The organism is Oricola sp., from assembly GCF_965230365.1.
Taxonomy (GTDB): domain Bacteria; phylum Pseudomonadota; class Alphaproteobacteria; order Rhizobiales; family Rhizobiaceae; genus Oricola.
Genome location: NZ_OZ246003.1, coordinates 3234578 through 3261123, shown reverse-complemented (window position 1 = coordinate 3261123; position 26546 = coordinate 3234578). Strand labels below are relative to the sequence as shown.

Below are 26546 nucleotides of genomic sequence, written 5' to 3'. Positions count from 1 at the left end.
CTTCCTTCGGATTGTTGCGGCGCATCTCGATCTGCGCGAGGCCGGCGAAAGCATCGGCCTGGCGCGCATCAAGCTTCAGGACCTGCCGAAAGGCTTCATCCGCCTCGCGGTCATTGCCAGTGGCCGTCAAGGCGATACCGAGATTGGTGAGCGCGCCGACATTGCCCGGATTTCCGTGCACGGCCTTCTGCAAAGCGGTGGCGGCCTGAAACACGCGTCGCTGGCGAAGGTGCAAGATGCCAATGATATGATTGGCTTCCGCGTGTCCGGGCGTTTTGGAAAGGATTTCGCTCGCGGCTGCTTCGGCATCGGCGAACCGATGCGTCTGCATGGCCTGAACCGCGTGTTTAAGCGTCTCTTGATGAGGGTCGACCGGAATTCCGGACTTTCGGGCCGCAGCCTTGTTCAGTTTGGCGCGTCTGCGTTTTTCGGACCGATTCACTGGAAGCCTCAAGTAAAACTGGTCCCCTCCCGGCCTTTATATTTAGTATTGCTGTACGCAACGTCAACGGAAAACTAGGCGGCAAAGCCGACGTGCGGCAAATTTTCTCGCCGGGGCATTCCGGAACGTGAGACTGGCTTCAGTCGCTCCAGGATTCGGTGCGTACCGTCCAGAGTTGTCCGGTCTCCGAGATGTCAGGCCCGGCGAGCGGGACAATCTTGGCGGCGACTTGCGAAGCCGTTGGCAACGCCTCGGGATCTTCGCCCGGCATGGCCTTGGCGCGCATGGCGGTTCGTGTCGGGCCAGGATCGACGAAGTTGACGCGGAGCGGTGTCTTTTTCATTTCGCCAGCCCATGTCTTCGCCAGCGCCTCGACTGCGGCTTTTGATGCGGAGTAGGGCCCCCAATATGGCTTACAACTGCGCGCGGCCGCAGAAGACATCAGGATCGCACGGCCCGCATCGGACATCTTCATTAGCGGTTCGACCGAACGGATCAGTCGCCATGTCGCCAGAACGTTGACGGCGAATACTTCCTCGAACGACTTCGCGGGAACATGGCCGATCGGCGAGATCGGCCCCAGGATTGCGGCGTTGGCGACAAGGATGTCGAGCCGCTCCCAGCGATCATTGATGGCGCCGCCGAGCCGGTCGATCCCGTCCATGTCCGTCAGATCGAGCGGCACCAAGGTCGCCTGCCCACCCGCAGCGCGAATCTCGTCATCGAGTTCTTCGAGGCCGCCGGGCGTGCGCGCCACGGCAACCACATGTGCGCCCAGTTCTGCCAGTTGCAGGGCGATTTCACGACCGATGCCGCGCGATGCGCCGGTGACGAGCGCGACGCGTCCGGCAAGATCGGGTTTCAAGTTCATGGATTTGCTCTTGTCTGCCTCAGTTGCCGCCGGCTAGAATCGACAGGTGGCGCACATTGTCGGTGCCATCACGGTCGACCAGTCGGGTCGGGTAGATACCCGTGAAGCATGCATCGCAATACTGCGGATTGTCGCTGTCGCGACTGCTCTCGCCAACCGCACGGTAAAGACCGTCGATCGACAGGAAGCCGAGGGAATCAACGCGGATGAACTCCGCCATCTCCTCGACGCTCATCCGCGAGGCGAGCAGCTTGTTCGTCTCTGGCGTGTCGACGCCATAGTAGCACGATGCCATCGTCGGCGGCGAAGCGATGCGCATATGCACTTCACGGGCGCCGGCCTCGCGCACCATCTGCACGATCTTCTGGCTGGTGGTGCCGCGCACGATCGAATCGTCGACAAGGATTACCCGCTTGCCTTCCAGCGAGCGCCGGTTGGCGTTGTGCTTCAGCTTCACGCCCATGTGGCGGATGGAATCCGTCGGCTGGATGAAGGTACGCCCGACATAATGATTGCGGATAATGCCCAGTTCGAATGGTAACTCGGCCTGCTGGGCATAGCCGATGGCCGCGGGTACACCCGAATCGGGCACGGGCACCACGATGTCGGCCTCAACAGGCATTTCCCGCGCCAATTCGACGCCGATTGCCTTGCGCGCCTCGTAGACATTGCGGCCTTCCACATGGCTGTCCGGACGGGCGAAATAGACATACTCGAAGATGCAGAAGCGCTGTTTCTGCGGTTCGAAAGGAAAATGGCTCTCAATGCCCCTTTCGGTCACCACCACCAGTTCGCCCGGCTTGATGTCGCGGACGAAGCGGGCGCCCATGATGTCGAGGGCGCAGGTCTCCGAGGCGAGGATCCAGGAGCCGTCGAGATCGCCGAGCACCAGCGGGCGAATGCCCAGCGGGTCGCGGCAGCCGATCATCTTTTTCGACGACAGTGCGACGAAGGAGAACGCGCCCTCCAGCTTCTTCACCGCGTCGGTGAACTTGGCGAGAAGGTCCTTTTCCGGGCTGATCGCGACAAGGTGCAGAAGTGTTTCGGTGTCGGATGTCGACGAGAAGATCGATCCGGAGCGCTGCAGTTCGCGCTGCACGGTCATCGCGTTGGTAATGTTGCCGTTATGGGCGATTGCAAGGCCGCCCGACTCCAGTTCGGCGAAGAAGGGCTGAACGTTGCGCAGGCCAGAGCCCCCGGTGGTGGAATAGCGCGTATGGCCGATGGCCCGATCGCCATCCAGACGGGAAATAACCGCCGGTTTGGTAAAGTTGTCGCCGATCAGCCCGACATGGCGTTCGGCGTGGAACTGCGTGCCGTCGAAGGTGACGATGCCGGCAGCTTCCTGGCCGCGATGCTGCAGGGCATGCAGGCCCAGGGCGACAAATGAAGCGGCTTCGGCGCGGCCGAAGATGCCGAAGACCCCACATTCGTCATGGAAATGATCGTCGGCTTCAGCCATCGCCGCCTCCTGCGCCATCAGGCATCCTGACCGCTTGCGGTTTCCGTTCCACCGGGCAGCAGCCCGTCAAGGTTCTCCGGCAACATGTTGACCAGACCCTGCGCCAGAGATTCCAGGAACGGCTTCGACTTGGCGCCGTCGATCCAGGCGATGTCCATGTCACCGGTGAAGAAGCCGAGGAACCAGACGGCGACTGCTGCGATCAGGATGCCGCGCGCCGCGCCGAAAACGAAGCCAAGGGTCCGGTCGAGCGGGCCGATGCGGCTGTCGATGATCAGATCCGCGATCCGCATGGTGATGAAGGTGGCGACGATCAGGACCACTGCGAAAATCGCGCCTGCGGCGACCAGCTGCGCGATCAGTTCGTGATCGACATAGGGTTGCACCAGCGGTGTTGCCTGCTTGTAAAACAGAAACGCCACGACCGCCGCCGCGCCCCAGGAGACAATAGACAGCACTTCGCGCGAGAAACCGCGCACCATGGCAAGCATGGCGGAAACGAGGGTCAGTCCCAGCAATAGGCCGTCAAGCAGGGTAATTGGCATTTTCTGTTTTCTCCGAGAGTGGCGCCGCAGCCCGCCGCCATTTCACATGTCAAAACCACACGATGTCAATTCTCGTCCGTATCGCGTTCGCGAGTCAGCAACGAACCGCCGGCGATGCGCGCAACAAGGTCGGGAAGGTCCGCAATTTCAGCGGAGTTCTTCCGGCTGTTTTCGGGAACATCCTGACTGCCTTTTGGCATTACGGCGGATTTGAAACCCAGTTTATCGGCTTCCTTCAGCCGTTGTGCCGCATGCGATACCGGTCTGATCGCGCCCGACAGGCTGATTTCGCCGAAATAGACGCAATCGGACGGCAGGGCAAGTCCGGCGAGCGACGACACCAAAGCCGCCGCAACGGCCACGTCGGCGGCAGGTTCGGTGATCCTGTATCCGCCCGCGACATTCAGATAAACGTCGTGCTGGCCAAGGCGCACGCCGCAGTGCGCCTCCAGCACCGCAATGACCATCGCGAGGCGCGCCGAATCCCAGCCGACCACCGCGCGCCGCGGTGTGCCGAGCGACGTCGGCGCAACCAGCGCTTGGATCTCTACCAGCACCGGTCGGGTGCCTTCCATGCCAGCGAACACCGCAGCCCCGGGGGCGTTGGAATTGCGTTCTCCCAGGAACAGTTCGGATGGATTGGCGACCTCGCGCAGCCCCGACGAGCCCATCTCGAACACGCCGATTTCGTCGGTCGGACCGAAGCGGTTCTTGACCGTACGCAGAATGCGATAGTGGTGGCCGCCTTCGCCCTCGAAGTAAAGAACTCCGTCAACCATGTGCTCGACCACGCGCGGCCCGGCGATCTGGCCCTCCTTGGTCACGTGGCCGACAAGGATGACGGCCGCTCCCGTCGACTTCGCAAAGCGGATCATCGCTTGTGAGGCGGCGCGGACCTGGGTCACCGTGCCCGGAGCCGATTCGGCCGCGTCCGTCCATAGCGTCTGCACCGAATCAAGGATCACGAGATCCGGACGCCCGTTGGTCGCAAGCGTTGCCAGTATGTCCTCGACATTGGTTTCCGCGGCGAGTTTGACGTCGGTGTCGGCGGCGCCGAGTCGCTGGGCGCGCAGGCGCACCTGCGCCACGGCTTCCTCGCCCGAAACGTAGATCACGCTGTGTTTGCGGCGCGAGAGCGCCGCCGCAGCCTGCATCAGAAGGGTAGACTTGCCGATACCCGGATCGCCGCCGACCAGAAGCGCCGAGCCGCGTACGATGCCACCACCGGTCACGCGGTCGAGTTCGGCGATGCCGCTGACAATACGCGGCGCGTCCTCGATATCGCCGGACAATGAGGTCAACGCGACCGCGCGGCCCTTGCGCTTTACCTGACGGCCCGGCCCGCCGCCGATACCGCCCGCAGGATCCTCCTCGACAATGGTATTCCATTCGCCGCAGGCGTCGCACTTTCCGGCCCAACGGGTATGAACGGTACCGCAATTTTGGCAGATGAACTGTGTGCGCGTTTTGGCCAAGGATCAGCTTCCAGCGGCTTGCAGATAACGCCGCTCATAGCGCGTGCCCAAGCCCGTGAGAAGCTCGTAGCTGATGGTTCCAGCGGTGCGGGCGGCTTCATCCAAAGGAATGTTCGGTCCAACCAGTTCAATCCAGCCGTCTGCGAGGAGTTGCTCGGGAACATCGGTGACGTCGAACATCGTAAGGTCCATGGTCACGCGGCCAAGCACCGGTACGGGATATTCGCCGACATGGCCGTAAAGTCCGGCCTTGATCGCCTCGCGCAGCGGCACGCCGGCGCCTGAACCGGAACGCGGATAGCCGTCGGCATAACCGACGGTGACAACGGCGATCCGCGAATCGCGCAGCAGGGTCTCCTCGGCACCGTAGGAAACCGTCTCGCCGCGGCGCGCGCTGCGAATCTGCGCGATGCGCCCGTGGAGACTGACCACAGGTGTCATCGGATTGGGGCCGGAGCGCATCGCCTGGCCGCCGTAGATCGCGATGCCCGGTCGGGTCACGTTGAACAGGTATTTCTCACCCAGCATGATGCCAGCAGAGTTGGCGAGACTGGATTCAACATCTTCAAAAGCCGACGCAACCCGTTGAAATGACTCCAGTTGTAGCCGGTTTAGCGGGTGGTCAGGATCGTCGCCGCACGCCAGATGGCTCATCACCAGGACCGGCGAGACGAGATGCTCGCTGATGTTGCGGGCGCGGAACGAAAGAGCTTCGGCGACGGTCAGGCCGAGGCGGTTCATACCGGTGTCGACACCGATCGCACAGGGCGGATGGATGCCGAGCGCCCGGCTACGCGCCGCCCACATCTCGATTTGCTCCAACGAGGAAAGGACGGGAATCAGGCCGGCTTCCATGTAAGTCGGTATGCTCTGCTCGTGCGGGCCGTCGAACACGAAAACGTCGCTTGTCGGCGCCAGCCGCCGCACCGCCAGCCCTTCCTCGGGCAGGGCAACAAAAAACGTGTCGCATCCGGCTTCCGCAAGCGCCGGAATCACCGGGTCGTTTCCAAGCCCATAGGCATTCGCCTTGACCACGGCGGCGCAACGCGCCGGCGCCGATTGCCTTGCGAGCCACTTCCAATTGTCGACAAGCGCCGACAAGTCGATTGTCAGCCGGCCCCCGGCCAGGCGTGGATCAGCGCCGTTCTGAGTGACTTTCACCGGCTCCCCCGATGCACGACTACGGTCTACTCGAACCTTTCGGGCAATCGGTCGTCATATGCAAGGTCGAAGAAGCGCGTGAACTCGGCCTGGAATCCGAGAGGAACGCTGCCAGTCGGGCCGTGACGCTGCTTGGCGATGATGACTTCAGCTTTGCCCGCGATCTCGGCCAGATTGGTTTCCCAGGTCAGGTACTCCTCGGTACCGGGCTTGGGTTCCTTGTTCTTCAGGTAGTACTCCTCGCGATAGACGAACAGGACCACGTCGGCGTCCTGCTCGATGGAGCCCGATTCACGCAGGTCGGCGAGCTGTGGGCGTTTATCGTCTCGGTTTTCGACCTGGCGCGAGAGCTGCGACAGCGCGATGATCGGGACATTCAGTTCCTTGGCGAGCGCCTTCAGGCCGGTGGTGATCTCTGTGATCTCCTGGACGCGGTTCTGGCTGGCCTTGGCGGACGAGCCGGTCATCAGCTGCACATAGTCGACAACCATGACATCCAGACCGCGCTGCCGCTTGAGGCGGCGCGCCCGCGCCGCGAGCTGGGCGATCGAGATGCCGCCGGTCTGGTCGATGTAGAGCGGCAGCCGCTGCATCATGTTGGAACAGGCGACCAGCTTCTCGAAATCCGGCTCGGTGATCTCGCCGCGGCGTATCTTGGAGGACGAAATCTCCGTCTGCTCGGAAATGATACGGGTCGCCAGCTGCTCGGAGGACATTTCCAGCGAGTAGAAGCCGACGACGCCGCCGTCGACTGCCTTGACCGCTCCGTCCGACTGCTGCTCGCCACGATAGGCGTTGGCGACGTTAAACGCGATGTTGGTCGCAAGCGACGTCTTGCCCATGCCGGGACGGCCAGCGAGGATGATCAGGTCCGACGACTGCAGCCCGCCCATCCGGGCATCGAGCGAGTTCAGGCCAGTGGAGATGCCCGACAGGTGCCCGTCGCGCTGGAAGGCGGCGTTGGCCATGTCGATGGCAATCCGCACGGCATCGGTGAAGGGCTGGAAACCGCCATCGTAACGTCCCGTCTCAGCCAGTTCGAACAGGCGGCGCTCCGCATCCTCGATCTGGTCCTGCGGCGCGGTCTCAACCGGCGCGTCAAAGGCGACATTGACCATGTCCTCGCCGATGCCGATCAGCGCCCGGCGTGTTGCAAGATCGTAGATCGCGCGGCCATAGTCCTCGGCGTTGATGATGGTCACCGCTTCGGCTGCAAGGCGGGCGAGATACTGTGCGACGGTGATTTCGCCGAGATTCTCCTCCGCCGGCAGAAACGTCTTGATCGTCACCGGATTGGAAATCTTGCCCATGCGGATCTGGTCGGCGGCGACCGAATAGATCTGCCGGTGCAGCGGTTCGTAGAAGTGCTCCGGCTTCAGGAAGTCTGATACGCGATAGAAGGCATCGTTGTTGACCAGGATCGCGCCGAGCAGGGCCTGCTCTGCCTCGATGTTGTTGGGCGCTTCCCGGTAGGTAGTCTGATCCGCGTTGGTGTCCTGATCATATTGCAGAGCGGCTTCGGCCATTTCGGTCTCCAGATTGCCGACCAGCTATAACCCTTCGGCGCTTTCCGGCGGCAACAGAATTACGTTCGCACCCGTGATTCACAGCCGGTGCATAACGTCGATAAAAATACTTTTCAGCTTGACCCTATATCTAGATGATTCGCACTCGATCGTGGCAGAAAATCAGCCAGTCGCCCGGCGGTTGTTCTGCCAAACCATGCGCCTGTCGGCATCGGTGATATAGTCGCGCGAGCGCGGAGTGCTGAGCTTGTTTTTGGCGAACTGAAGCTGAAAAACCACAAGGTCCTGGTGACGGAACGCTGATTCCGATGCGGCGAGATAGAATTCCCACATTCGCGCGAAACGTTCGTCGTAAAGCGCGACCGCTTCCGCGCGCCGCGCCATGAAGCGCTCGCGCCAGCGCAGCAACGTCTCGGCATAGTGATCGGTCAGGATTTCAACATCGGTGACATGCAATCCCGACATTTCGGCGGCCCGCATGATCTCCGACAGGGCAGGGATGTAGCCTCCGGGGAAGATGTGCTTGCGGATGAATGGTGAGGTCGCGCTCGGCGGTCCGGTTCTGCCGATCGTGTGCAGCACCATCACACCTTCCGGCTCGAGCAGCGAGTAGGCTTTGCGGAAGTAATCGCCGTAGTGGTTTACGCCGACATGCTCGAACATGCCGACGGAGACAATGCGGTCAAACGGTCCCTCGGCGTCGCGGTAGTCAAGAAGCTGAAAGTCGGCCTTGCCCGACAGGCCGGCTCTCGCGGCGCGCTCGCGCGACAGCTCCAGTTGTTCGTTCGACAGCGTCACGCCCTTCACGCTGACGCCGTAGTCTCGCGCCAACGTCAGCCCCAAGCCGCCCCAACCTGAGCCGATATCGAGAACCCGCATGCCTGGTTCGACCAGCAGTTTGGCGACGATGTGGTGCTTCTTTGCGGCCTGAGCGTCTTCCAGCGACATCCCGGCATGCGGAAAGTAGGCGCAGGAGTACTGCCGGTCGGAATCGAGGAATAGGTCGTAGAGCTTGCGAGACAGGTCGTAGTGGTGCTGCACGTTTTCGCGCGACCGCCATTTAGGGTTGAACTGATGCAGCCGGCGCATCAAGAAGCGCATCTTGTCGTTGGGAATGACCGGGTTCACGTCCTGTCCCGGTGCCATGGTCATGCCGGAATAGACAACCCTCAATAGGTCGGCGACGTCGCCCTCGATAAAGGTCAAATCGCCATCCATGTAGGCTTCCGCAACGCTCGGGTCTGGCGCCAGGGCGATCCGTCGCAATGTATTCCATGAGCTGATGCTGACATGGGCGCGGTCGCCGCCGCTGCCATAAGTTCTCGTGACGCCGTCAGGAAACGTGACGAGCAGGCTACCGCGCAGTCCCAGCTCGCCCAGATAACGATCCAGCAATCTGACCATGACTGATGGCATCGGTCTCTTCCGACAGGTTGCCGCTACGACATAAAAAAACCTGACAAATGTCAAGCAGCCCCGGCGCGGTGGCACCGGAGCTGCTCATTGTTGCTTGAATGTGCAGGCGATCAGGCCTGTTCTTCGACGCCTTCGTCGGTCTCCGCCGGAGCCGCCGATTCTTCGAAGATTTCCTCCGCGTCCGGATCGAAAGTCTGAAGCTGCGCATCCTCGTCGACACCGTAAATCGCTTCGGCGGTGGTCAGGTCTTCGCCCGATGCCTGGCGTTCTGCCTCGTCGGCGGAACGGGCGATATTGAGCGTAACCTTGGAAGAAACTTCCGGGTGCAGGACGATGTCGACCTCGTGCATGCCGATTGCCTTGATCGGGTTCTTCAGGTCGACCTGGTTGCGGCTGACATCGAAGCCTTCGCCGGTCAGGATCTCGGCGATGTCGCGGGTCGAGACCGAACCGTAGAGCTGGCCGGTCTCGGCAGCCGAACGAACGACCACGATGATCTTGCCGTCCAGTCCTTCAGCGATCTCGGAGGCGGCAGACTTGCGCTCGGCGTTGCGGGCCTCGATCTGGGCGCGTTCGGCTTCGAAGCGCGCACGGTTGGCGGCATTCGCGCGCAGGGCGCGGCCGGTCGGCAGGAGGTAGTTGCGCGCGAAGCCGTCCTTGACGGTGACTTCGTCGCCAATCTGTCCGAGACGCGCGATGCGCTCCAGCAAAATGACTTGCATGTCGGTTTCCTTTCAGTCGTTTGGATTGTGGTTCGTGTTGGATGATTGCGTGGCCGGCGACAGCGGCACCTGACGTCCGGCACCGGCGAGGCCGGCGATCAGGAAAAACAGCAGCACGGGCGATAGCAGCAACGTGCAGAGATAGGCGAAGACGATGAGTGGCGTCCGCGCCGAGTTTCCCCGCGTGCGTTCATGCAGCATCGCGTAGCCGGCCATGACGAAGCCGGCGCCGAGTGCGCCGACAAACACGCTCGCGGCGGATCCGAGCGCGCCCGGTGCGAAGCTTATCAGGATCGCAGCGAGCAGGGCCAGGACGGCGACGCGCGGCATACGAAGCCCGGCTGGCCAGTCGTCCTTGGGCCGCCGGATCAGGCCGGAACGTCGTGCGACCGCGAGGGCCAGATATATCGATGCGGCCAAGGTGAGCATCCAGACGAATGGCTGAGCGACCGGGATGACCACTTCGATGAAGCGCTGCAGGCTGGCGATGCCTTCCGCCGACAGTTGCGCCTGCGGGTCGGTTTCCCTGAACACCCGGGCCATTTCGGCGGCCAGTTCACCGGTAAGCTCCGGGCCGAAGCCGATCCGCGCGCCAATCAGCACATAGGCGAAACCCGTAAGCAGGCTGATAGAGAAAAACACATCGGCCAGCGGGAACCAGGCCAGCATGTCGCGCGGTCCACCGATTTCCTCGGCCGGACGCGCCAGGTTCAGCCAGTAGGACGCCGCGCAGGCCGGGGCTGCGATTGCCAGCGCCACGAATGTCGCGGTCAATCCGTTGGTCATCGCCAGAGCGACGGCGACGGCTGCGAATGCGCCCGCCAGCGCCGATGACAACCCGAACCCGAGTCCGGCGACCATCAGGGGAACCGGCGAGATCATGTAGAGAAGCAGTGCCAGCAGCGACTGGTTGACGAAGCCCACGCACAGCAAGGCGGTCGTCGCACCGGCAAGCGCTCCGATCCCAAGGCGTTGTATGGTCAGGGTTCCGTTCATTTGTTGCGCTGTCCTGCCGGTTCAAGCAGTTAGAGGCGATCGAAACGATGCCCCAACTCGGGATTTCTCGTCTGCGGCCGTGCCCGTCACGGCCGGGTGGTCCGGGGCGCGAACGCCCCGGCCGAAATCACTTCACGACGTAGGGCAGAAGGCCCAGAAAGCGGGCGCGCTTGATGGCTTTTGCCAGCTCACGCTGTTTCTTCTGGCTGACGGCCGTGATGCGCGACGGCACGATCTTGCCGCGCTCGGAAATGTAGCGCTGCAGCAGACGCACGTCCTTGTAGTCGATCTTCGGTGCATTCGCGCCCGAGAACGGGCAGGTCTTGCGGCGGCGATGAAAGGGCCGGCGTGTCGGGATCTGGTTGATATCGACCATTAGTTCTTGTCTCCACGAGGTGCGTCGCCATCGCGGCGCGGACGGTCTCCGTCACGGCGCGGGCGGTCGTCGCGGTCGCGGCGCGAACGATCGTCACGGTCATTGCGTTTCATCATCGCCGACGGGCCTTCGTCGAGATCATCGACGCGGATCGTCATGTAGCGCAGCACGTCTTCATGGATGCGCATCTGGCGCTCCATTTCGTGCACTGCACCGGCCGGCGCATCAATGTTCATCATCGAGAAGTGCGCCTTGCGGTTCTTGTTGATGCGGTACTGGAGCGACTTCAGGCCCCAGCTTTCTACCTTTTCGACCTTGCCGCCATGCTCTTCAAGGATGCCCCGGAAGTGCGCAACAAGCTCTTCAGCCTGCTGGGACGAGATGTCCTGACGTGCAAGGAACACGTGCTCGTAATAAGCCATTGTTTCCTGCCTTTCTTTCTCTTCGTCTGCCGTTCAGCGGCTAAGCCTCTGCGACTGTCCCGAACCTCTGCTTGGAGGGAGAGAAAGGCGCTTCGAACTTCTGGGTCGAGAGCGGAGACACGGGAGGCGCGGACGGCTAATCGCCCGACTGATGGCCAATGCCACCCCTCCGTTCAGCCCCCAGCTGACCGGCAGATTGCGCGCTTATACATAATTCCGGCGGAGTTGCAAGGCTGCCCCGTGCTAGCCCGCGGCCCGTCCGGCGGCGCGCCCCGAAAAGATGCAGCCGCCGAGGAATGTGCCTTCGAGCGCGTTGTAGCCATGATACCCGCCGCCGCCAAATCCGGCGGCTTCCCCGACCGCGAAAAGACCCGGCACCGGGCTGCCGTCAGGGCCCAGCGCCTGGGAAGCAAGGTTTGTGTGAATGCCGCCGAGGGTTTTTCGGGTCAATGTGTGCAGTCGGACCGCGATCAGCGGGCCGTTGCGCGGGTCGAGCAGGCGGTGCGGTTTCGCGGTGCGGACAAGCTTGTCGCCGAGATAGGCGCGCGCGCCGTTGATCGCGATTACCTGAGCGTCCTTGGCAAACGGATTCTCGATCTGCAGGTCGCGCGCCTCGATCTGGGCGCGCAGGTCATCGGTGTCGATCAGCGGATCGCCGACGAGATCGTTCATCCCGGATACGAGGTCGTCCAGCGTGTTGCGGACAATGAAGTCCTCGCCGTGTTTCTTGAAAGCTTCGACAGCGTCGGTTGCGCCCTTGCCGAGTCGTTGCTTCAAAACCGCGCCCCACCGTCCGGATGTCAGGTCCGGGTTCTGTTCGGAGCCGGAAAGCGCGAACTCCTTTTCGATGATTTTCTGGGTCAGCACGAACCAGGAGTGGTCATGGCCGGTCGTGCGCAGGTGTTTCAGCGTCGACAATGTGTCGAAACCCGGCAGGCATGGCGTCGGCAAACGGTTGCCGTGCGCGTCGAACCACATCGAAGAAGGGCCGGGCAGAATCCTGATGCCATGGTTCGGCCAGATCGGGTTCCAGTTCCGCAGGCCTTCGGTGTAGTGCCACATCCGGTCTTCGTTGATCGTCGCGGCACCGGCGGTCCGCGCCACATCGATCATCGCCCCATCGACATGGTGCGGCACGCCGCACACCATCGTCTCTGGCGGCGCGCCGAGCCGGTTGCGGGGCCAGTTGGCCCGCACCAGATCGAGATTACCGCCGATTCCCCCGGACGCAACGATGAGGCTCTGCGCCTCGAAGGTGAAGCCGCCGGTGACTTCTCGGCTGCTCTTCTGTCCGCGTTCGGCGTCGCTTCCCGCCAAAATGTCGCCGCTGACGCCGCAAACAGCACCGTTCTTCGTCTCGATTGCCGTGACCCGGTGCCGGAACGCCAGCGAGATCAGCCCCGCGCGCTCATGCTCGCGGACGCGCCTGATAAACGGCTCGAGCACGCCGGGTCCGGTGCCCCATGTTATGTGGAAGCGCGGCACCGAGTTGCCATGTCCGTCGGCGAAACCGCCGCCGCGTTCCGCCCAGCCGACAACGGGAAACCACCGCATTCCCATATCGTGAAGCCAGCCGCGCATCTCGCCGGCGGCGAAATCGAGGTAGGCTTCGGCCCATTCGCGGGGCGATGCGTCCTCCGGCCGGTCGAAGCCGGCCGAGCCCATCCAGTCAGCGCGGGCCAGCGCGAGGTTGTCGCGGACGCGCAGGCGCCGCTGTTCCGGCGTGTCGATCATGAACAATCCGCCCAGCGACCAGAAGGCCTGGCCGCCGAGGTTGTTTTCCGCTTCCTGATCGACGATCAGCGTTTTCTTGCCGCGGTCGCCAAGTTCGGCCGCCGCCACAAGCCCGGCGAGGCCGCCGCCCACGACGATGGCATCATACTGGATGTCCAAGAACTCCTCCCGTTCGGCGAGCCATGATAGCGGCCCATCCCTGCCTTGCAACGCCGACCGCACTCTTGACAGCGCAGGGCAACTTGACCAAACCGGCGCGACTTTCAAAGCGGGAGCGAAAATGACACTGGCATTCACTTTTCCGGGGCAGGGCAGCCAGTCAGTCGGCATGGGCAAGCAACTTGCCGACGCGTTCCAGTCGGCGCGCGACGTCTTCTCCGAGATCGACGAGGCACTCGGCGAAAGCCTGTCCGAGACCATGTGGAATGGCCCCGAGGACGCGCTGACGCTGACCGCCAATGCCCAGCCTGCGTTGATGGCGGTGTCGATCGCCGTTGTGCGGGTATTGGCCGAACAGGGCTACGATCTGGCGGGAAAGGCGGACTATTTGGCCGGCCACTCGCTTGGCGAATACTCCGCTCATTGCGCGGCAGGGACGTTTTCCCTGGCCGACACCGCCCGCCTGCTGCGCATTCGCGGCAATGCCATGCAGGCCGCAGTGCCCGTGGGCGAGGGCGCCATGGCGGCCATCATCGGTCTCGAGCATGGCAATGTTGCAGGCGTTTGCGAAGCAGCCGCAGCCGAAGCCGCCAGCGTGTGCCAGATCGCCAATGACAATGGTGGCGGGCAGCTCGTGATTTCCGGCGCGAAGCCAGCGGTCGAACGCGCCGCAGCGCTGGCCTCCGAGAAAGGCGCCAAGCGGGCGCTCATGCTGCCGGTCTCCGCACCTTTCCATTCCAGCCTGATGGCGCCCGCCGGCAAAGCCATGCGCGAAGCACTGGCTGGCGTCGCCGTAAACAAGCCGTCCGTTCCGATTATCGCCAATGTGACCGTCGCGCCTGCTGTCGAACCGGCGGACATCGTCGACCGGCTGGTCGAGCAGGTAACGGGCCAGGTGCGCTGGCGCGAGACGGTGGAGTGGTTCGCGGCCAATGGCGTCGATACATTGGTCGAGGCCGGTTCGGGCAAGGTCCTGACCGGGCTTGCGCGCCGCATCGACAGATCGCTCGCAGGCGTTGCCATCGGTGGTCCTGCCGATATAGAAGCGTTCCTCCAGGCGAATGGCTGACGCAGCGGCGCAGGATGCAAAAGGACGGTATCATGTTTGAACTCACCGGTCGCAAGGCGCTGATCACAGGAGCCTCTGGCGGTATTGGCGAAGCGATCGCAAGGGTCTTGCACCAGCAGGGCGCGATAGTCGGTCTGCACGGCACGCGGCGCGAGAAGCTCGATGCACTGGCTGGCGATCTCGGCGAGCGGGTGCATGTGTTCCCCGCCGATCTGTCGGACCGCGACGCCGTCAAGGCGTTGGGCGAGACCGCGGAAGAACAACTCGAGGGCGTCGATATCCTGGTCAACAATGCCGGCATCACGCGTGACGGTCTATTCGTCCGGATGTCCGACGACGACTGGGATGCTGTGCTTGAGGTCAACCTGACCGCCGTCTTCCGTCTGACCCGCCAGTTGACCCATCCTATGATGCGCCGCCGTTCGGGCCGCATCATCAACATTACCTCGGTGGTGGGCGTGACCGGCAATCCGGGGCAAGCCAACTACTGCGCTTCCAAGGCCGGGCTGATCGGATTCACCAAGTCGCTGGCACAGGAAATCGCGACCCGCAACGTGACGGTGAACGCGGTCGCGCCGGGCTTTATCGAGAGCGCCATGACCGACAAGCTCAACGACAAGCAGAAAGATGCGATCATGGGCGCGATCCCCATGAAGCGGATGGGAAGCGGCGATGAAGTGGCCGCCGCCGTTGCTTTCCTGGCCAGCGAGGAAGCGGGTTACGTCACCGGTCAGACCGTTCACGTCAACGGCGGGATGGCCATGTTCTGACGCCGGCAGCGGCGTCGGCCGGGCCAACAAAGTTGCTTCAAACCGTTTGTTGCGACTTGATTAGCCCGGATTGTGAAGATAACGACAAATCGAAAATTCAAAGTCGAGGGAATTCCGACATGAGCGATATCGCAGACCGCGTCAAAAAAATCGTTGTTGAACATTTGGGCGTCGATGCCGAAAAAGTCAGCGAAAGCGCCAGCTTCATTGACGATCTTGGCGCCGACAGCCTCGACACAGTCGAACTGGTGATGGCGTTTGAGGAAGAATTCAGCGTCGAAATCCCGGACGATGCAGCCGAGACCATTCTGACGGTCGGCGACGCCATCAAGTATATCGAAAAGTCCAACGCTTAAGTCGGGATCGGTTTCGACGGCTCGATCCGTCGGACCGGGTGCACTTCAGATGGAACTAAGGCGCGTAGTCGTCACCGGCGTCGGCATGGTTTCCCCTTTGGGTGCCAATGCCGAGCTTACCTGGGAGCGCATTCTTGCGGGAGCAAGTGGCGCTGCCCGGATCGCCGAGTTTGATGTCGATGATCTTCCGGCCCAGATTGCCTGCCGCATCCCGGTAGGCGATGGCACGGATGGTACGTTCAATGCCGATCTGTTCCTGGAACCAAAGGAACAGCGCAAGGTCGATCCGTATATCGTCTATGCGATTGCGGCCGCCGATCAGGCGCTGAACGACGCCGACTGGCGTCCGCAGACCGATGAGGACCAGATCGCGAGCGGTGTCCTGATCGGATCGGGCATCGGCGGCATCGAGGGAATCGTCGAAGCCGGCTACACGCTCCGCGACCGTGGCCCCCGCCGCGTCTCGCCGTTTTTTATTCCCGGACGTCTGATCAATCTGGCCGGCGGCCAGGTTTCGATCCGCCACAAGCTGCGCGGACCGAATCACGCCGTCGTAACCGCATGTTCGACGGGCGCCCATGCGATCGGCGACGCAAGCCGCTTGATCGCGCTTGGCGATGCCGATGTGATGGTGGCCGGGGGCACGGAATCGCCGATCAGCCGAATCTCGCTTGCCGGATTTGCCGCCTGCAAGGCGCTGTCGACCGACCGCAACGACGATCCCACCGCCGCGTCGCGTCCCTATGACCGCGACCGTGACGGTTTCGTCATGGGCGAAGGCGCCGGCGTCGTGGTGCTTGAGGAACTCGAGCACGCCAAGGCACGTGGTGCGCGCATCTATGCCGAGGTAACCGGATACGGCCTGTCCGGCGACGCCTATCATATCACCGCGCCATCCGAAGACGGCGAGGGCGCCGAACGGTGCATGCGCTCGGCGCTGAAGCGGGCGGGTATCGATCCTTCGGAAGTCGATTACATCAATGCCCATGGCACCTCGACCATGGCCGATACGATCGAACTTGGCGCTGTCGAGCGTGTGGTTGGCGATGCCGCTACCAAGGTTTCGATGTCATCAACCAAGTCGTCGATCGGCCACTTGCTTGGTGCCGCCGGCGCGGTTGAGGCGATTTTCTGTTTGTTGGCCATTCGCGACAATGTCGCGCCGCCGACGATCAACCTGGATACCCCGGACGTCGAGTCGCCCATCGATCTTGTGCCGCACACAAAGCGCGAGCGTGAAATCAACGTCACCCTTTCCAATTCATTTGGTTTCGGCGGTACCAACGCATCGCTTGTGCTTCGCCGTTACGCCGACTGACATACTGCATTTTGTTGCCACATTGCCGTTTGAACGATAACGCTTGAGCCGGGCCGGGCAGCCGGTTGTGCATTTCTGCCGCGACTTCACGGAATCGCTTGTGTCTGAAATGGACGACCGGGAGGATCGGAAATGACGAACAAGGAGCGACAGTGAGTACGGATCCCGAATTTGGCCGCCGGCAGGCGGGTCCGGATTATTCGCGCGAGCCATTGATCCCGCAATCACCCAGCCAGGCGCTGCGGGCGGGGCCGCCCGTCGGCCCGCCGCCGCGGCGACGCGCCAGAGCCGCGCGCAGCCAGGTCGTGGTGTTTTTCAACTTTCTTTTGACGCTCACGGTGTTCTGCATGGTCGCGCTGGGTGGCGCGATTTACTACGGCAAGACCCGTTTCGAGGAGAGCGGACCGCTGCAGAGCAGCGTAACGCATGCCGTCCGGCCGGGCTCCGGGATTGCGCAGATCGCCGCCAGCCTGGAAAGTCGTAACATCATCTCCAATGCCCGGATTTTCGAGGCCGGGGTACGCATCAACGGTCACGAAAGCAGCCTGAAAGCCGGCGAGTACGAGTTCAAGGCAGGTGCGTCCATGAAAGATGTAATGGACATTCTGGTCTCGGGCCGCGCCATCCTGCATCCGATCACTGTGGTCGAAGGCATGACCGTGATTCAGGCGCTCAAGCGCATCGAGAACGATGCTGTTCTGACCGGCGAGATGCCGGCCGAGATACCTGCGGAGGGCATGCTGGTCGCCGATACGCAGAAATTCTCGCGCGGCACGACCCGCGCCGAGATCATCCGCACGATGGAGGCGCAGCAGCAGGCAATCGTTGAGGAAGTCTGGGCTAACCGGCGCAAGGACCTGCCGCTCAACGACATCAACGAGTTCGTGACGCTCGCATCAATCGTCGAGAAGGAAACCGGCGTCGCCAACGAGCGTTCCCGGGTCGCGGGCGTGTTTATCAACCGGCTGCGCCGGGGCATGCGCCTGCAGTCCGATCCGACGATCATCTATGGCCTGTTCGGCGGCGAGGGTAAACCGTCCGACCGGCCGATCTACCGCTCTGACATCGACAAGACGACGCCATACAACACCTACCGGATCGACGGATTGCCGCCCGGACCGATTGCCATTCCCGGCCGCGCCGCCCTTGAGGCCGTCGCCAACCCGTCGGTTACTGACGACCTCTTTTTCGTTGCCGATGGCACTGGCGGTCACGTGTTCGCCAAAACACTCGCCGAGCACAACGAGAATGTTCGCGTGTGGCGCGAGATCGAGCGCAAGCGCGCGAATGAGGCTGAAGCCGCAGCAGGCGAGGCCAGCGAGACCAACGGGAACTGAGCTAGCTTAGTTTGGCGATACGCGCCGCGACAGCGTCTTGCAATCGCGGCGCAGCATCATGAACCCATTGCGGTTCGTTGTTCCGCAAGGTGAGCCAGAATAGCGGGCCATCGGCCCAATAGGTGGCGTCAAGCACGCCTTTTTCCTTCTTGTCCCGCTTGAAGTGCCAGTGAACGGCGCCGGGGTACTTGGTGCGCGAGTAGCCGCCGATATGCGAGATGAAGAGGCCCGCGTCGCCGGTGGCGTGTTGCACCGCTTCGAGCACCTGTTCCCGCTGGGCGCCGGCCGGGATCTGGACGCGCATCTCGCGCGATTTCGGGGTCGTTTGCATCATCGTCTCCATGACTGCTGGCTGGACCCGCTAGCGGAAATGGACTTTATGGAAAGCACAAGCGCGTTTTTCGTGAAGAGCGCAGGTCGGCAAAGCCGGGGGACGCAATCATGGGCGAGAAGCTCCAGAGCATGACGGGATTTGCCAGCGTGTCGCGCGATATCGGTACGTTGTCGGTGACGTGTGACGTCCGCTCCGTCAACAATAAGGGGCTTGATATCAGGACCCGCGCGCCCGCTGGGCTGGAGGCACTGGAAACGCCGATCAAGAAGCGTATTGCCGAGGATATGGCGCGCGGCAGCATCCAGCTCTTCGTGACGGCGGCCGGCGGCGCAACCGCGCCAGCCGCCCGCATCGACGAGGAGCTTTTCCGGGCACTCGCACAGGCCGGAAAGCAGATGGCTGACGGATGCGGTATCGCGCCACCCACGGCTGACGGCATCATGAGCCTGCGCGGTGTCGTCGTTGGCGACGAGGCGGACAACCGCCTGGACGCGGAGGCGATTGGAGACGATATCCTGGACCTGGTTGGCGAGGCCGTAGCCGCGCTCGTGGCCGCCAGGCAGCACGAGGGCGCTGCGCTGAACGAGATCCTCTCCGGATTGATCGACAGGATCGAAACCCTGGTCGAGAAGGCGCGAAACGACCCGGGCAGCCGGCTGGAAGCGGTTCAACAACGGCTCCGGGCCCAATTGGACGCGCTGTTGCTCGATACCGGCTCGATCGACCCGGCGCGCCTGCCAGCCGAAGCAGCGCTTCTGGCGACCAAAGCCGACATCAAGGAGGAGGTCGACCGCCTGGATGCGCATGTCGCGGCGGCGCGCAAGCTGCTGGCCGAGGGCGGCGCGGTCGGCCGCAAACTCGATTTCCTTGCCCAGGAATTCAACCGGGAAGCCAACACGATGTGTTCCAAGTCGGCGACCGCCGAATTGACTGCAATCGGGCTGGACTTGAAGGCCGCAATCGATCAATTCCGTGAGCAGGTTCAGAATCTGCAATAGCCCGGAGGACACGACGAACGATGGCCGCAGACCCGCAACACCAATCCGACCGGCTGCAACGTCGCGGGCTGATGCTCGTTTTGTCGTCGCCGTCTGGCGCCGGCAAGTCCACCATCGCCCGCAATCTTCTGGAAACCGACACGGCGCTTGAACTTTCCGTCAGCGTCACCACCCGCCAACGCAGGCCGAGCGAGATCGATGGCGTGCATTATCATTTCATCAGCGCGCGGGATTTCGAGCGCTTGCGCGACACAGACGCGTTGCTCGAATGGGCCGAAGTACACGGGAACTATTACGGTTCGCCGCGCGAACCGGTCGAGATCGCCATGGCCGAGGGTAGGGACATTCTCTTCGACATCGACTGGCAGGGCGCCAAGCAGCTATCGGAGAAGATGCGCGCCGATGTCGTCTCGGTGTTCGTGCTTCCGCCATCCATGGCGGAATTGAAGAACCGCCTGCATAGGCGTGCCGAGGACGACGAGGATACGATAGCCCGGCGGCTGAAGAACGCGGCCGAGGAGATTGAGCAGTGGCGGTCCTATGACTATGTGATCGTCAACGACGATCTCGACCGCGCCTTCGACGCGGTCCGCTCAATCGTCAAGTCGGAACGGTTGCGGCGCGACCGCCGTCCCGGTCTGTTCGATTTTGTCAGCGGCCTGCTCGACGAACCGCTCTAGGTGATACAGATCAGTGACCGTCCATCGCGTTCGCCAGTGCACAGAACTCCTCGATGGATAGCGTCTCTGCGCGGCGTGTGCCGTCGATCCCGGCCGCTTCCAGAAGCGCCGCGCCGCCGATCGGCTTGAGGCTCTGCCGCAACATTTTGCGGCGCTGCCCGAAGGCATGCCGGGTCACCATCGACAGCCGCCTGCAATCCGCATCGATGGGGTTGCCGCGCGGCACCAGATGCACGACTGAAGATGTAACCTTGGGCGGCGGCCAGAAAGCCTGCGGCGGAATGTCGAAGACCATCCGCGCCTCGGTGCGCCATCCAGCCAGAATGCCGAGTCGCCCATAGCCGCCGTCGCCGGGACCGGCGACGATACGCTCGGCGACTTCGCGCTGGAACATCAGGGTCAACGACTGGAAGAATGGCGGCCACGGTTCGGCTTCGAGCCAGTTCACCAGCAACTGGGTGCCGATATTGTAGGGCAGATTGGCAACGATATTGACCGGACCCTCGACCGCAAACGCTGCGAAATCGGTTTCCAGTGCATCGCCCTCAACGACTTCGAGGCGGCCCGGGTAGCGTTCGGCAATCGCCGCGAGCGCCGGTAGACACCGCGCATCCCGCTCCACGGCTACAACACGCGCCGCCCCGTGCATCAGAAGCGCGCGGGTCAGGCCGCCCGGTCCCGGGCCGACTTCGACGACGGTGCTTTGTGACAAGTCGCCGGCGGCGCGCGCGACCCGGCCGGTCAAATTGAGGTCGAGCAGAAAGTTCTGGCCCAGCGACTTTTTCGCGGCAAGGTCGAATTCCTCGATGACCGCGCGCAGCGGCGGCAGGCCGTCGACGGCCATTGCAGCATCCTCTCGATCGCTCACGACACGACAACCGCGCGGCTGTGCTCGGCCATCGCAGCCGCCATTCTGAGAGCCGCCACCATGCTTGCAGGTTCGGCTTTGCCACTGCCGGCAATATCGAAAGCGGTGCCGTGATCGGGAGAGGTGCGAATGAAGGGCAGCCCAAGCGTTACATTCACGCTGTCGTCGAACCCAAGCGCCTTGGCGGGTATCAGCGCTTGGTCGTGATACATGCAGATCGCCGCATCATATTGGGCGCGTGCCCGGTCATGAAACATGGTGTCGGCGGGAAGCGGCCCGCGCACCGTGAGGCCGCGCGCCGCCAGCGTTTCGACAGCGGGTCGGACGACAACGTCATCCTCCAAACCCAGAGCGCCGCTCTCGCCGGCATGCGGATTGAGCCCGGCAATGGCCAGGCGAGGGCGCTCTATGCCAAAGCGGGTTCGCAGGTCATGCGCGACGGTTGCCCCCGTCTGCACGATCAGTTCACCGGTCAGCGCGGCCGGAACATCGGCCAGCGGAATGTGGATCGTGACCGGCACGACTTTCAGCTTCGGGCCGGCGAGCATCATCACCGGTTGCGCTGGCGCACCGGCGATCCGTTCGGCAAGTGCGCCGAGATACTCGGTGTGTCCGGGATGGCGGAAACCGGCATCGTAGAGCGTCTTCTTCGAGATCGGCGCGGTGACCAGGGCTGACGCTCGGCCCCCAACGGCGTCCGCCACGCCCCGGTCGATGGCCTCTATTATCCCGGGTGCGTTGCTGCTGTCGATCGTGCCGCAGGCATCGTTGAACTGCTTCGACAGCGCGACAACCGGCAAAGCGTCGGGGAAGGTTTCGGCGGCTCTTTCTGGCTCCACGGATCGGACCGGCACGTCCGCTCCCAGCATGGCGGCGCGTTGCCGCAACTGGCGCGGATCGGCGAGAACGTAGAAGGGCGGCAGGGGTTCGGCGGATCGGCGGCGCCAGCATTCGATGATGATATCCGGGCCGATTCCCGCCGGATCGCCGACTGAGACGGCGATTGGCAACTGCTTGCGGTGGTCGGGCATTGTCGCTCCGGAAAGCTGCTCAGCGTCGCTGTATGCGGGCGGCCTCGCGCAATTCCTCGAGAAACTCCGCGTCCGCGCCACCGCCTCCAGCGATGCCCTCGGTCGAGAACTCGAGCTGCGCAACGCGGTCGTCGGACACACTGCGCGCGTCGCAGACGATTACGAACTCGACACCGTTTGCGGTATCGCGCACCCGCGTTGTCTGTCCCTTTGTCAGGCCGGTGATGTCCTTCTTCCAGAACTCCGGCAGGCGCAATTCCAGGAACCGGCCAAGGTCGCGCACGGTCACATCACGCAACTGGGTGGCGAGTTGGATCGTCCTCTGGCATCCGTCGATCCTGCCGCGCATGTTGTTGGCCTCGGTGCGCCGGCGGCTCAGATCGCGTTTGCGGCGGTCTTTGGGAATGACGAAAATCACCTGCTGCAGCGTGTACTCCGTGGAGGTCGGCTTGGGGCCGCCGCGCTCCAGCATCTTGGCAACGACATCCTGTTCGTTCATCAGCTTGCCGGTCGAGCGCGACCGCGCCTTGACCAGTTCGCCCCAACCGATCTGCAGGCGGATGAAATCCTTGAAGTGCTTGGCAGTGACACCCGACTGGTTGAGAATCTGCGTAATCTGTTTGACCGACATATTGTTGGAGCGCGCGAAATTCGCGAAAGCTCTGTCGACCTGTCTTTCAGGAATACGATAGCCGGCCCGCCGCACGGCGCTACGCTTGAGCGCATCGTTGATCAGTTCGTCCGTGGCGATTTGCGTGTGATTTCCCGGCCGGCGCTGCAGTCGCAAGAACGCCTTGCGGCGCGCAATGTCATAGGAAGTGACGATCTCGTCGTTGACAACGACTTTGATCTCGGACGCCGCCGCCGGTGTTGTCCCAACCAGCGGCACGGCGCTGACGATCATCGCTGCGGCCAGCAGCGGTGCGCAGATGCGGGTGAAACGGTTCATGTGGCCAGCCCTGATTTCACTGTGTGACGGTCTGTCTGACACGCTTCTCCCAATTCTTGGGCGAAAGCGTGGCGTCTAAGGCCGCCTACTTCTTGAAGAAAACGCCGTCATGCGCACCGAGGTCCCCAAGCGTACGCAGGGAAATGCGAACTCCGAACGAGTTGGTGCGCACATCGGAGTCGTCGCGCGATTGCCTGAATGTGAACGCAGCGCCGAAACACTCGTCGTCATAGGCAAGACTGATCCCGTTCTCGGCGATCCGCGAACTCGTCATGTCGTAGGTCGCGTAGCCGTGTACCTGCCAGTATTCATGCAGCTTCACCGACCCGCGCCCCGAAACCTCCTGCCGGTCGGTCAGGAAGCCATAGGTTGGCTGCGCCTGGATATAGGCGTATTCACCGGATGCGGAGAACACATCACCTTTGAACTGGGCTTCCAGTTCAGCCCGGCGGATGGTGAAGGAGCGGTCGTCGAAGCGGGCCCTTGCTGCCGCGTTGAACTGGTTGCCCAGCGAAACGCCGAACATGCCGACATAGTCCGAGATGTCGGATTCAAGCCCCGATTCCGCGCCGACATTCAAAAGGTCGGGCTCGGCAAAGGGATTGGTTCCGCCAAGATGATAGGATTGGCCGAACAGGCCGTGCAGCGTTACGTCGCCGCCGACCGCACCAGTGTAGCGCAGGCCGAGATTGGCCCGGTGTCCGCCCTCGACCCGGTCATAGCCACTGAACTTGTCGCGCTCCAGCAGTGTCGTTGTGTCGAACACGAAACTCTGTGCGTCCTCATTGGGAAGCATGCCGGTGCCCATCTCATCGGGGCGGGCGAAAACCTGGGCGATGGGTTCCAGAACGTGCGTGCTGCTCGCCGTCGAAAACAGGATAGGCCAGCGCACTTCCAGGCCGGCCGTCACCATGGCCCGGTAGTAGGAACTGTCGCTGGTTACCATGGCGCCGGATGCCGAATAGGCGGGCTGCGTGGCCGTGTCGATGAAGATGGCGTCGGTCTGCGCGGCGACAATCGGGGTTACGGCCAACCCGCCCGACGCAACGAAGGTGCGCCGCCATTCGGTATCGGTAGTAATCCGGCCGTTTTGACCGTCCAGCCCGCGGGTGGCGAAGTTGCTTTCGACGATCGTTGCGCGAACATCCGCCTCGTTGCGCGAGATGCCGCGAATATTGACATTGAACGCCAGTTCGCCACCGGCCACCGGACGTTCGGCGACGGTGTTGTAGTCGACGCTCGGCAGCACCCAGGGCTGGGAAGCGTCGCGCCCGGCGCCATCGGGATCGGTCTCCTGGACGTCGATCTTCATCACCCGCGCATCGAAGAAATTGCGGTCGTTCAGGCCGGTAAGGTAAACCTCGTTGCGGCGCACCGGCTGATTGAATCCGTCAATGCTGTAGGTACGCGCAAAGTTCTTGTCGGACTGCACCATCACGTCCCAGCCGAATGACCAGCGGGGATTGATGGTGAACTTGCCGGTGGTGCCGATCATGCCGCGATCGGTGTTGTTGCTGTCCTGGGTATTGGGATCGAAGGCCGCTGGCGATGCCTGGTGCATGGCGGCGGCGGTCAGGGTGTAGGTGCCGTTTTCAAGCCGGTGGCGAAACCGGGCTTCGCCGAGGAAACCCTGTCGGGTGTAGCCGGTTGCCGAAAGGGTCAGGTCATAGTTCGGCGCCAGCGCAATGAAATAGGGGATCGTCGCACCGAAACCGGTTTCCTCAGAGAAATCGAAGCTTGGCGCGAGAAACCCGGTCTTGCGTTTGACCGTCGGATCGGCGGTGGTGAACACCGGCAGACGCGCCAGCGGAATGCCGAGGAACTCGAACGATGCGTCCTCGAAGCGGACGGTCTTTTCGCGGCCGTTCCAGATGATGCGTTGTGCCTTGATCTGCCAGACCGGCGGTTTTTCCGGATGCTCCTCGCAGGGCTCGCAAGCCGTGTAGACGCCGCGGTTGAAAGTGGTGACTTCACCATCTTCGCGTGTCGCATTCTCTGCCGCGAAATAAGCGCGGTCAGGTGTCTGGATGCGCAGCGTGTTGACGAAGCCGAAGGCGAAATCATCCGTGACGTCGAATTCGTCCGCCGTGATCACCGTGCCATCGGGCTGCACGATCTCGATATCGCCAATGGCGACCAGACGGCCGGTCCGCTGGTTGTAGACGAGGCGCTGGGCGACAAGCCGGTTGCCGTCATAGTCCACCTGGACGTTTCCGACCGCTGCGACCGTGTCGCGGTCGCGGTCGTAGACCAGTTCGTCGGCCTGCAAAAGGAGAGGGGCATCGCTGCGCACATTGGTAAGGCCGGCGATCGACGGATCGACCTGGGCGTGCAACGCGTTCGGCATGATTGCGCCGATCGCCAGTGCCGTGGCGGAGATACCCCTTGCCAGCAATTTCATATGCCCGGATTTCACCCGACCGGCCACCCCGTTCATCACCCGTCCTCCCGGTGCAGCAGATACGCGACGCCAAAAAGAGTCGCAACCACCACCGGCAACCATGCCGCTACGACAGGCGGAATTAATCCTGCGCTGCCGAAAGATTGTGCCATGGCTGTAACCACATAAAGCATGAAGCCGGCACCTATACCAGCCAAAATCATCCCGCCGGATTGGCCGAATCGGACAAATCGAAGTGATACGGTAGCGGCAATCAAAGTCATCGTGACAAGCAGCATCGGCATTGCCAGAAGCGTGTGGTACTGCATGCGCAGCGGATTGGCCGAAACCCCGTAGGAACGCGCCGCTTCGATCTGCCCGCGTAGTTCGAAAAACGGGATCATTTCCGGCGGCACTATCGCTTCCTGGATAATCGCCTTGGTCAGGTTCGTGGGCAGAATGATCTCCGGCAAGCTCTCCGGCTGGCCGCCCGCACGGCTGATTTTCGCCTGCACCAGCCGCCATTGTCCGTCTTCGAGCACGGCGCGCGAAGCATCGATTCGCCTGGCCACGAGCCGGTCGGAGCCGACTTCGACGAACACGGCCTCATACAGAATGGGTTGGTCGCGATTGGCGACGCGGTCGGCACCGATCAGCATGCTGCCGCCGTCGTCTTGCCCTTGGCGAAGCCAAGGTCTCTCCTGGCTCATCAGCGTTTCCGATGGCCGCGACCGCCATTCCCCCTCGATCGATTCGGCGATAGAGAAGCCATTGGCGGCGAGCGGATTGACAACAAGAACGGCAAACACGCCGACCACGAAGGCGGCGGCCCAAGCCGGAAACAGGAACTGCCAGGCCGAAACGCCGACCGATCGCGCGACCACGAGCTCATACTTGCGATTGAGCAGCATCAACGTGGTCATGGTGGCGAACAGGACGATGAACGGCAGTGCGGCCTGGATGATGAACGGCACCCGCATCGCGGACATCATGAGTGCCGTTGCAATGGTGAATTGCGGCAGGCTCCCGGTACGGTTCGAAAGCTCCGTGAAATCGATCAGGTAGGCGATTGCGGCTATACCGGCGGCAAACATCACGATCATGCGAACAACCTGGCCGAAGAAGTACCGTTGCAGCGTCGGTCCCATG

At 62.6% G+C, this 26546-nt stretch carries 25 protein-coding genes and 1 pseudogene; 7 read left to right on the top strand and 19 right to left on the bottom strand.

Annotated elements, in window-relative coordinates; genetic code table 11:
- Window positions 1-16: 16 nt before the first annotated feature.
- From ACO06R_RS15860 to ACO06R_RS15800, 13 genes and pseudogenes are all read right to left on the bottom strand, one after another.
- A pseudogene (locus ACO06R_RS15860) lies at window positions 17-331 on the bottom strand (tetratricopeptide repeat protein); the annotation flags it as partial.
- Between the two features lie 250 nt (window positions 332-581).
- A complete protein-coding gene (locus tag ACO06R_RS15855; RefSeq protein ID WP_421852114.1) occupies window positions 582-1313 on the bottom strand; it encodes an SDR family NAD(P)-dependent oxidoreductase in 732 nt (243 codons plus the stop codon).
- Between the two features lie 19 nt (window positions 1314-1332).
- The gene (gene purF / locus ACO06R_RS15850; protein WP_421852111.1) at window positions 1333-2775 is read right to left on the bottom strand and encodes an amidophosphoribosyltransferase; all 1443 of its coding nucleotides are present in this window, start codon (window positions 2773-2775) and stop codon (window positions 1333-1335) included.
- A gap of 17 nt (window positions 2776-2792) precedes the next feature.
- Complete coding sequence (locus ACO06R_RS15845; protein ID WP_421852108.1) at window positions 2793-3320, bottom strand: CvpA family protein; 528 nt, start codon at window positions 3318-3320, stop codon at window positions 2793-2795.
- Window positions 3321-3385: 65 nt separating this feature from the next.
- The gene (gene radA / locus ACO06R_RS15840) at window positions 3386-4795 is read right to left on the bottom strand and encodes a DNA repair protein RadA (protein WP_421852105.1); all 1410 of its coding nucleotides are present in this window, start codon (window positions 4793-4795) and stop codon (window positions 3386-3388) included.
- A 3-nt stretch (window positions 4796-4798) separates the two neighbouring features.
- Window positions 4799-5956 carry an alanine racemase gene (alr, locus tag ACO06R_RS15835; protein ID WP_421852102.1) on the bottom strand — a complete coding sequence of 386 codons (1158 nt, stop codon included), beginning with the start codon at window positions 5954-5956 and terminating at the stop codon, window positions 4799-4801.
- Window positions 5957-5982: 26 nt separating this feature from the next.
- Entirely contained in the window at window positions 5983-7482 is a 1500-nt protein-coding gene (locus ACO06R_RS15830; RefSeq protein WP_421852099.1) for a replicative DNA helicase, read from the bottom strand.
- A gap of 162 nt (window positions 7483-7644) precedes the next feature.
- A complete protein-coding gene (locus ACO06R_RS15825) occupies window positions 7645-8898 on the bottom strand; it encodes a class I SAM-dependent methyltransferase (protein WP_421852096.1) in 1254 nt (417 codons plus the stop codon).
- Window positions 8899-9008: 110 nt separating this feature from the next.
- Window positions 9009-9620, bottom strand: a complete 612-nt coding sequence (rplI, locus tag ACO06R_RS15820; protein WP_421852093.1) for a 50S ribosomal protein L9 — start codon at window positions 9618-9620, stop codon at window positions 9009-9011.
- Window positions 9621-9632: 12 nt separating this feature from the next.
- On the bottom strand, window positions 9633-10616 hold the full coding sequence (locus tag ACO06R_RS15815; RefSeq protein ID WP_421852090.1) for a DUF2232 domain-containing protein: 984 nt from the start codon (window positions 10614-10616) through the stop codon (window positions 9633-9635).
- A gap of 127 nt (window positions 10617-10743) precedes the next feature.
- Window positions 10744-10992 (bottom strand): 30S ribosomal protein S18, encoded by a 249-nt coding sequence (gene rpsR, locus ACO06R_RS15810; protein ID WP_019170551.1) that lies wholly within the window; start codon window positions 10990-10992, stop codon window positions 10744-10746.
- Window positions 10992-11414 (bottom strand): 30S ribosomal protein S6, encoded by a 423-nt coding sequence (rpsF, locus tag ACO06R_RS15805; protein ID WP_421852087.1) that lies wholly within the window; start codon window positions 11412-11414, stop codon window positions 10992-10994. The genes rpsR and rpsF overlap by 1 nt, the downstream gene beginning before the upstream one ends.
- 243 nt (window positions 11415-11657) lie before the next feature.
- A complete protein-coding gene (locus tag ACO06R_RS15800) occupies window positions 11658-13301 on the bottom strand; it encodes an FAD-binding dehydrogenase (RefSeq protein ID WP_421859441.1) in 1644 nt (547 codons plus the stop codon).
- A 127-nt stretch (window positions 13302-13428) separates the two neighbouring features.
- Here ACO06R_RS15800 and fabD point away from each other — a divergent pair, with 127 nt between their 5' ends.
- The 5 genes from fabD to mltG all read left to right on the top strand — a co-directional run bounded on the left by fabD (window position 13429) and on the right by mltG (window position 18157).
- Entirely contained in the window at window positions 13429-14376 is a 948-nt protein-coding gene (gene fabD, locus ACO06R_RS15795) for an ACP S-malonyltransferase (protein ID WP_421852084.1), read from the top strand.
- Between the two features lie 32 nt (window positions 14377-14408).
- Window positions 14409-15146: a 3-oxoacyl-[acyl-carrier-protein] reductase gene (gene fabG, locus ACO06R_RS15790; protein ID WP_421852081.1), complete on the top strand. Its 738-nt coding sequence runs from the start codon at window positions 14409-14411 to the stop codon at window positions 15144-15146.
- A gap of 119 nt (window positions 15147-15265) precedes the next feature.
- Entirely contained in the window at window positions 15266-15502 is a 237-nt protein-coding gene (locus ACO06R_RS15785) for an acyl carrier protein (protein WP_421852078.1), read from the top strand.
- Between the two features lie 49 nt (window positions 15503-15551).
- Complete coding sequence (fabF, locus tag ACO06R_RS15780; protein ID WP_421852075.1) at window positions 15552-16820, top strand: beta-ketoacyl-ACP synthase II; 1269 nt, start codon at window positions 15552-15554, stop codon at window positions 16818-16820.
- A 152-nt stretch (window positions 16821-16972) separates the two neighbouring features.
- Window positions 16973-18157 carry an endolytic transglycosylase MltG gene (gene mltG / locus ACO06R_RS15775; protein WP_421852072.1) on the top strand — a complete coding sequence of 395 codons (1185 nt, stop codon included), beginning with the start codon at window positions 16973-16975 and terminating at the stop codon, window positions 18155-18157.
- Window position 18158: 1 nt separating this feature from the next.
- Here the strand turns inward: mltG and ACO06R_RS15770 are convergent, their stop codons facing one another.
- Window positions 18159-18491, bottom strand: a complete 333-nt coding sequence (locus ACO06R_RS15770; protein WP_421852069.1) for a hypothetical protein — start codon at window positions 18489-18491, stop codon at window positions 18159-18161.
- Window positions 18492-18598: 107 nt separating this feature from the next.
- Here ACO06R_RS15770 and ACO06R_RS15765 point away from each other — a divergent pair, with 107 nt between their 5' ends.
- Together ACO06R_RS15765 and gmk are read left to right on the top strand one after the other, a co-directional pair.
- The gene (locus ACO06R_RS15765) at window positions 18599-19489 is read left to right on the top strand and encodes a YicC/YloC family endoribonuclease (RefSeq protein WP_421852066.1); all 891 of its coding nucleotides are present in this window, start codon (window positions 18599-18601) and stop codon (window positions 19487-19489) included.
- A 20-nt stretch (window positions 19490-19509) separates the two neighbouring features.
- Complete coding sequence (gene gmk / locus ACO06R_RS15760) at window positions 19510-20169, top strand: guanylate kinase (protein WP_421852063.1); 660 nt, start codon at window positions 19510-19512, stop codon at window positions 20167-20169.
- 10 nt (window positions 20170-20179) lie between these two features.
- Here gmk and rsmA read toward each other — a convergent pair whose 3' ends face one another.
- The 5 genes from rsmA to lptG all read right to left on the bottom strand — a co-directional run bounded on the left by rsmA (window position 20180) and on the right by lptG (window position 26545).
- Window positions 20180-21013: a 16S rRNA (adenine(1518)-N(6)/adenine(1519)-N(6))-dimethyltransferase RsmA gene (gene rsmA, locus ACO06R_RS15755; protein ID WP_421852060.1), complete on the bottom strand. Its 834-nt coding sequence runs from the start codon at window positions 21011-21013 to the stop codon at window positions 20180-20182.
- Window positions 21014-21033: 20 nt separating this feature from the next.
- Window positions 21034-22068, bottom strand: a complete 1035-nt coding sequence (gene pdxA / locus ACO06R_RS15750) for a 4-hydroxythreonine-4-phosphate dehydrogenase PdxA (RefSeq protein ID WP_421852057.1) — start codon at window positions 22066-22068, stop codon at window positions 21034-21036.
- Between the two features lie 19 nt (window positions 22069-22087).
- Window positions 22088-23017: a peptidylprolyl isomerase gene (locus ACO06R_RS15745; protein ID WP_421852054.1), complete on the bottom strand. Its 930-nt coding sequence runs from the start codon at window positions 23015-23017 to the stop codon at window positions 22088-22090.
- 85 nt (window positions 23018-23102) lie between these two features.
- On the bottom strand, window positions 23103-25454 hold the full coding sequence (locus tag ACO06R_RS15740) for an LPS-assembly protein LptD (RefSeq protein WP_421852051.1): 2352 nt from the start codon (window positions 25452-25454) through the stop codon (window positions 23103-23105).
- A complete protein-coding gene (lptG, locus tag ACO06R_RS15735; protein ID WP_421852047.1) occupies window positions 25454-26545 on the bottom strand; it encodes an LPS export ABC transporter permease LptG in 1092 nt (363 codons plus the stop codon). The genes ACO06R_RS15740 and lptG overlap by 1 nt, the downstream gene beginning before the upstream one ends.
- Window position 26546 lies beyond the last annotated feature (1 nt).

What these genes read in the sequence shown, in the direction of transcription:
- ACO06R_RS15855 (WP_421852114.1), bottom strand. Translation starts at nt 1,313, where the DNA reads ATGAACTTGAAACCCGATCTTGCCGGACGCGTCGCGCTCGTCACCGGC.
- purF (WP_421852111.1), bottom strand. Translation starts at nt 2,775, where the DNA reads ATGGCTGAAGCCGACGATCATTTCCATGACGAATGTGGGGTCTTCGGC.
- ACO06R_RS15845 (WP_421852108.1), bottom strand. Translation starts at nt 3,320, where the DNA reads ATGCCAATTACCCTGCTTGACGGCCTATTGCTGGGACTGACCCTCGTT.
- ACO06R_RS15830 (WP_421852099.1), bottom strand. Translation starts at nt 7,482, where the DNA reads ATGGCCGAAGCCGCTCTGCAATATGATCAGGACACCAACGCGGATCAG.
- ACO06R_RS15825 (WP_421852096.1), bottom strand. Translation starts at nt 8,898, where the DNA reads ATGCCATCAGTCATGGTCAGATTGCTGGATCGTTATCTGGGCGAGCTG.
- rplI (WP_421852093.1), bottom strand. Translation starts at nt 9,620, where the DNA reads ATGCAAGTCATTTTGCTGGAGCGCATCGCGCGTCTCGGACAGATTGGC.
- ACO06R_RS15815 (WP_421852090.1), bottom strand. Translation starts at nt 10,616, where the DNA reads ATGAACGGAACCCTGACCATACAACGCCTTGGGATCGGAGCGCTTGCC.
- rpsR (WP_019170551.1), bottom strand. Translation starts at nt 10,992, where the DNA reads ATGGTCGATATCAACCAGATCCCGACACGCCGGCCCTTTCATCGCCGC.
- rpsF (WP_421852087.1), bottom strand. Translation starts at nt 11,414, where the DNA reads ATGGCTTATTACGAGCACGTGTTCCTTGCACGTCAGGACATCTCGTCC.
- fabD (WP_421852084.1), top strand. Translation starts at nt 13,429, where the DNA reads ATGACACTGGCATTCACTTTTCCGGGGCAGGGCAGCCAGTCAGTCGGC.
- fabG (WP_421852081.1), top strand. Translation starts at nt 14,409, where the DNA reads ATGTTTGAACTCACCGGTCGCAAGGCGCTGATCACAGGAGCCTCTGGC.
- ACO06R_RS15785 (WP_421852078.1), top strand. Translation starts at nt 15,266, where the DNA reads ATGAGCGATATCGCAGACCGCGTCAAAAAAATCGTTGTTGAACATTTG.
- fabF (WP_421852075.1), top strand. Translation starts at nt 15,552, where the DNA reads ATGGAACTAAGGCGCGTAGTCGTCACCGGCGTCGGCATGGTTTCCCCT.
- ACO06R_RS15770 (WP_421852069.1), bottom strand. Translation starts at nt 18,491, where the DNA reads ATGATGCAAACGACCCCGAAATCGCGCGAGATGCGCGTCCAGATCCCG.
- ACO06R_RS15765 (WP_421852066.1), top strand. Translation starts at nt 18,599, where the DNA reads ATGGGCGAGAAGCTCCAGAGCATGACGGGATTTGCCAGCGTGTCGCGC.
- gmk (WP_421852063.1), top strand. Translation starts at nt 19,510, where the DNA reads ATGGCCGCAGACCCGCAACACCAATCCGACCGGCTGCAACGTCGCGGG.
- rsmA (WP_421852060.1), bottom strand. Translation starts at nt 21,013, where the DNA reads ATGGCCGTCGACGGCCTGCCGCCGCTGCGCGCGGTCATCGAGGAATTC.
- pdxA (WP_421852057.1), bottom strand. Translation starts at nt 22,068, where the DNA reads ATGCCCGACCACCGCAAGCAGTTGCCAATCGCCGTCTCAGTCGGCGAT.
- ACO06R_RS15745 (WP_421852054.1), bottom strand. Translation starts at nt 23,017, where the DNA reads ATGAACCGTTTCACCCGCATCTGCGCACCGCTGCTGGCCGCAGCGATG.
- ACO06R_RS15740 (WP_421852051.1), bottom strand. Translation starts at nt 25,454, where the DNA reads ATGAACGGGGTGGCCGGTCGGGTGAAATCCGGGCATATGAAATTGCTG.
- lptG (WP_421852047.1), bottom strand. Translation starts at nt 26,545, where the DNA reads ATGGGACCGACGCTGCAACGGTACTTCTTCGGCCAGGTTGTTCGCATG.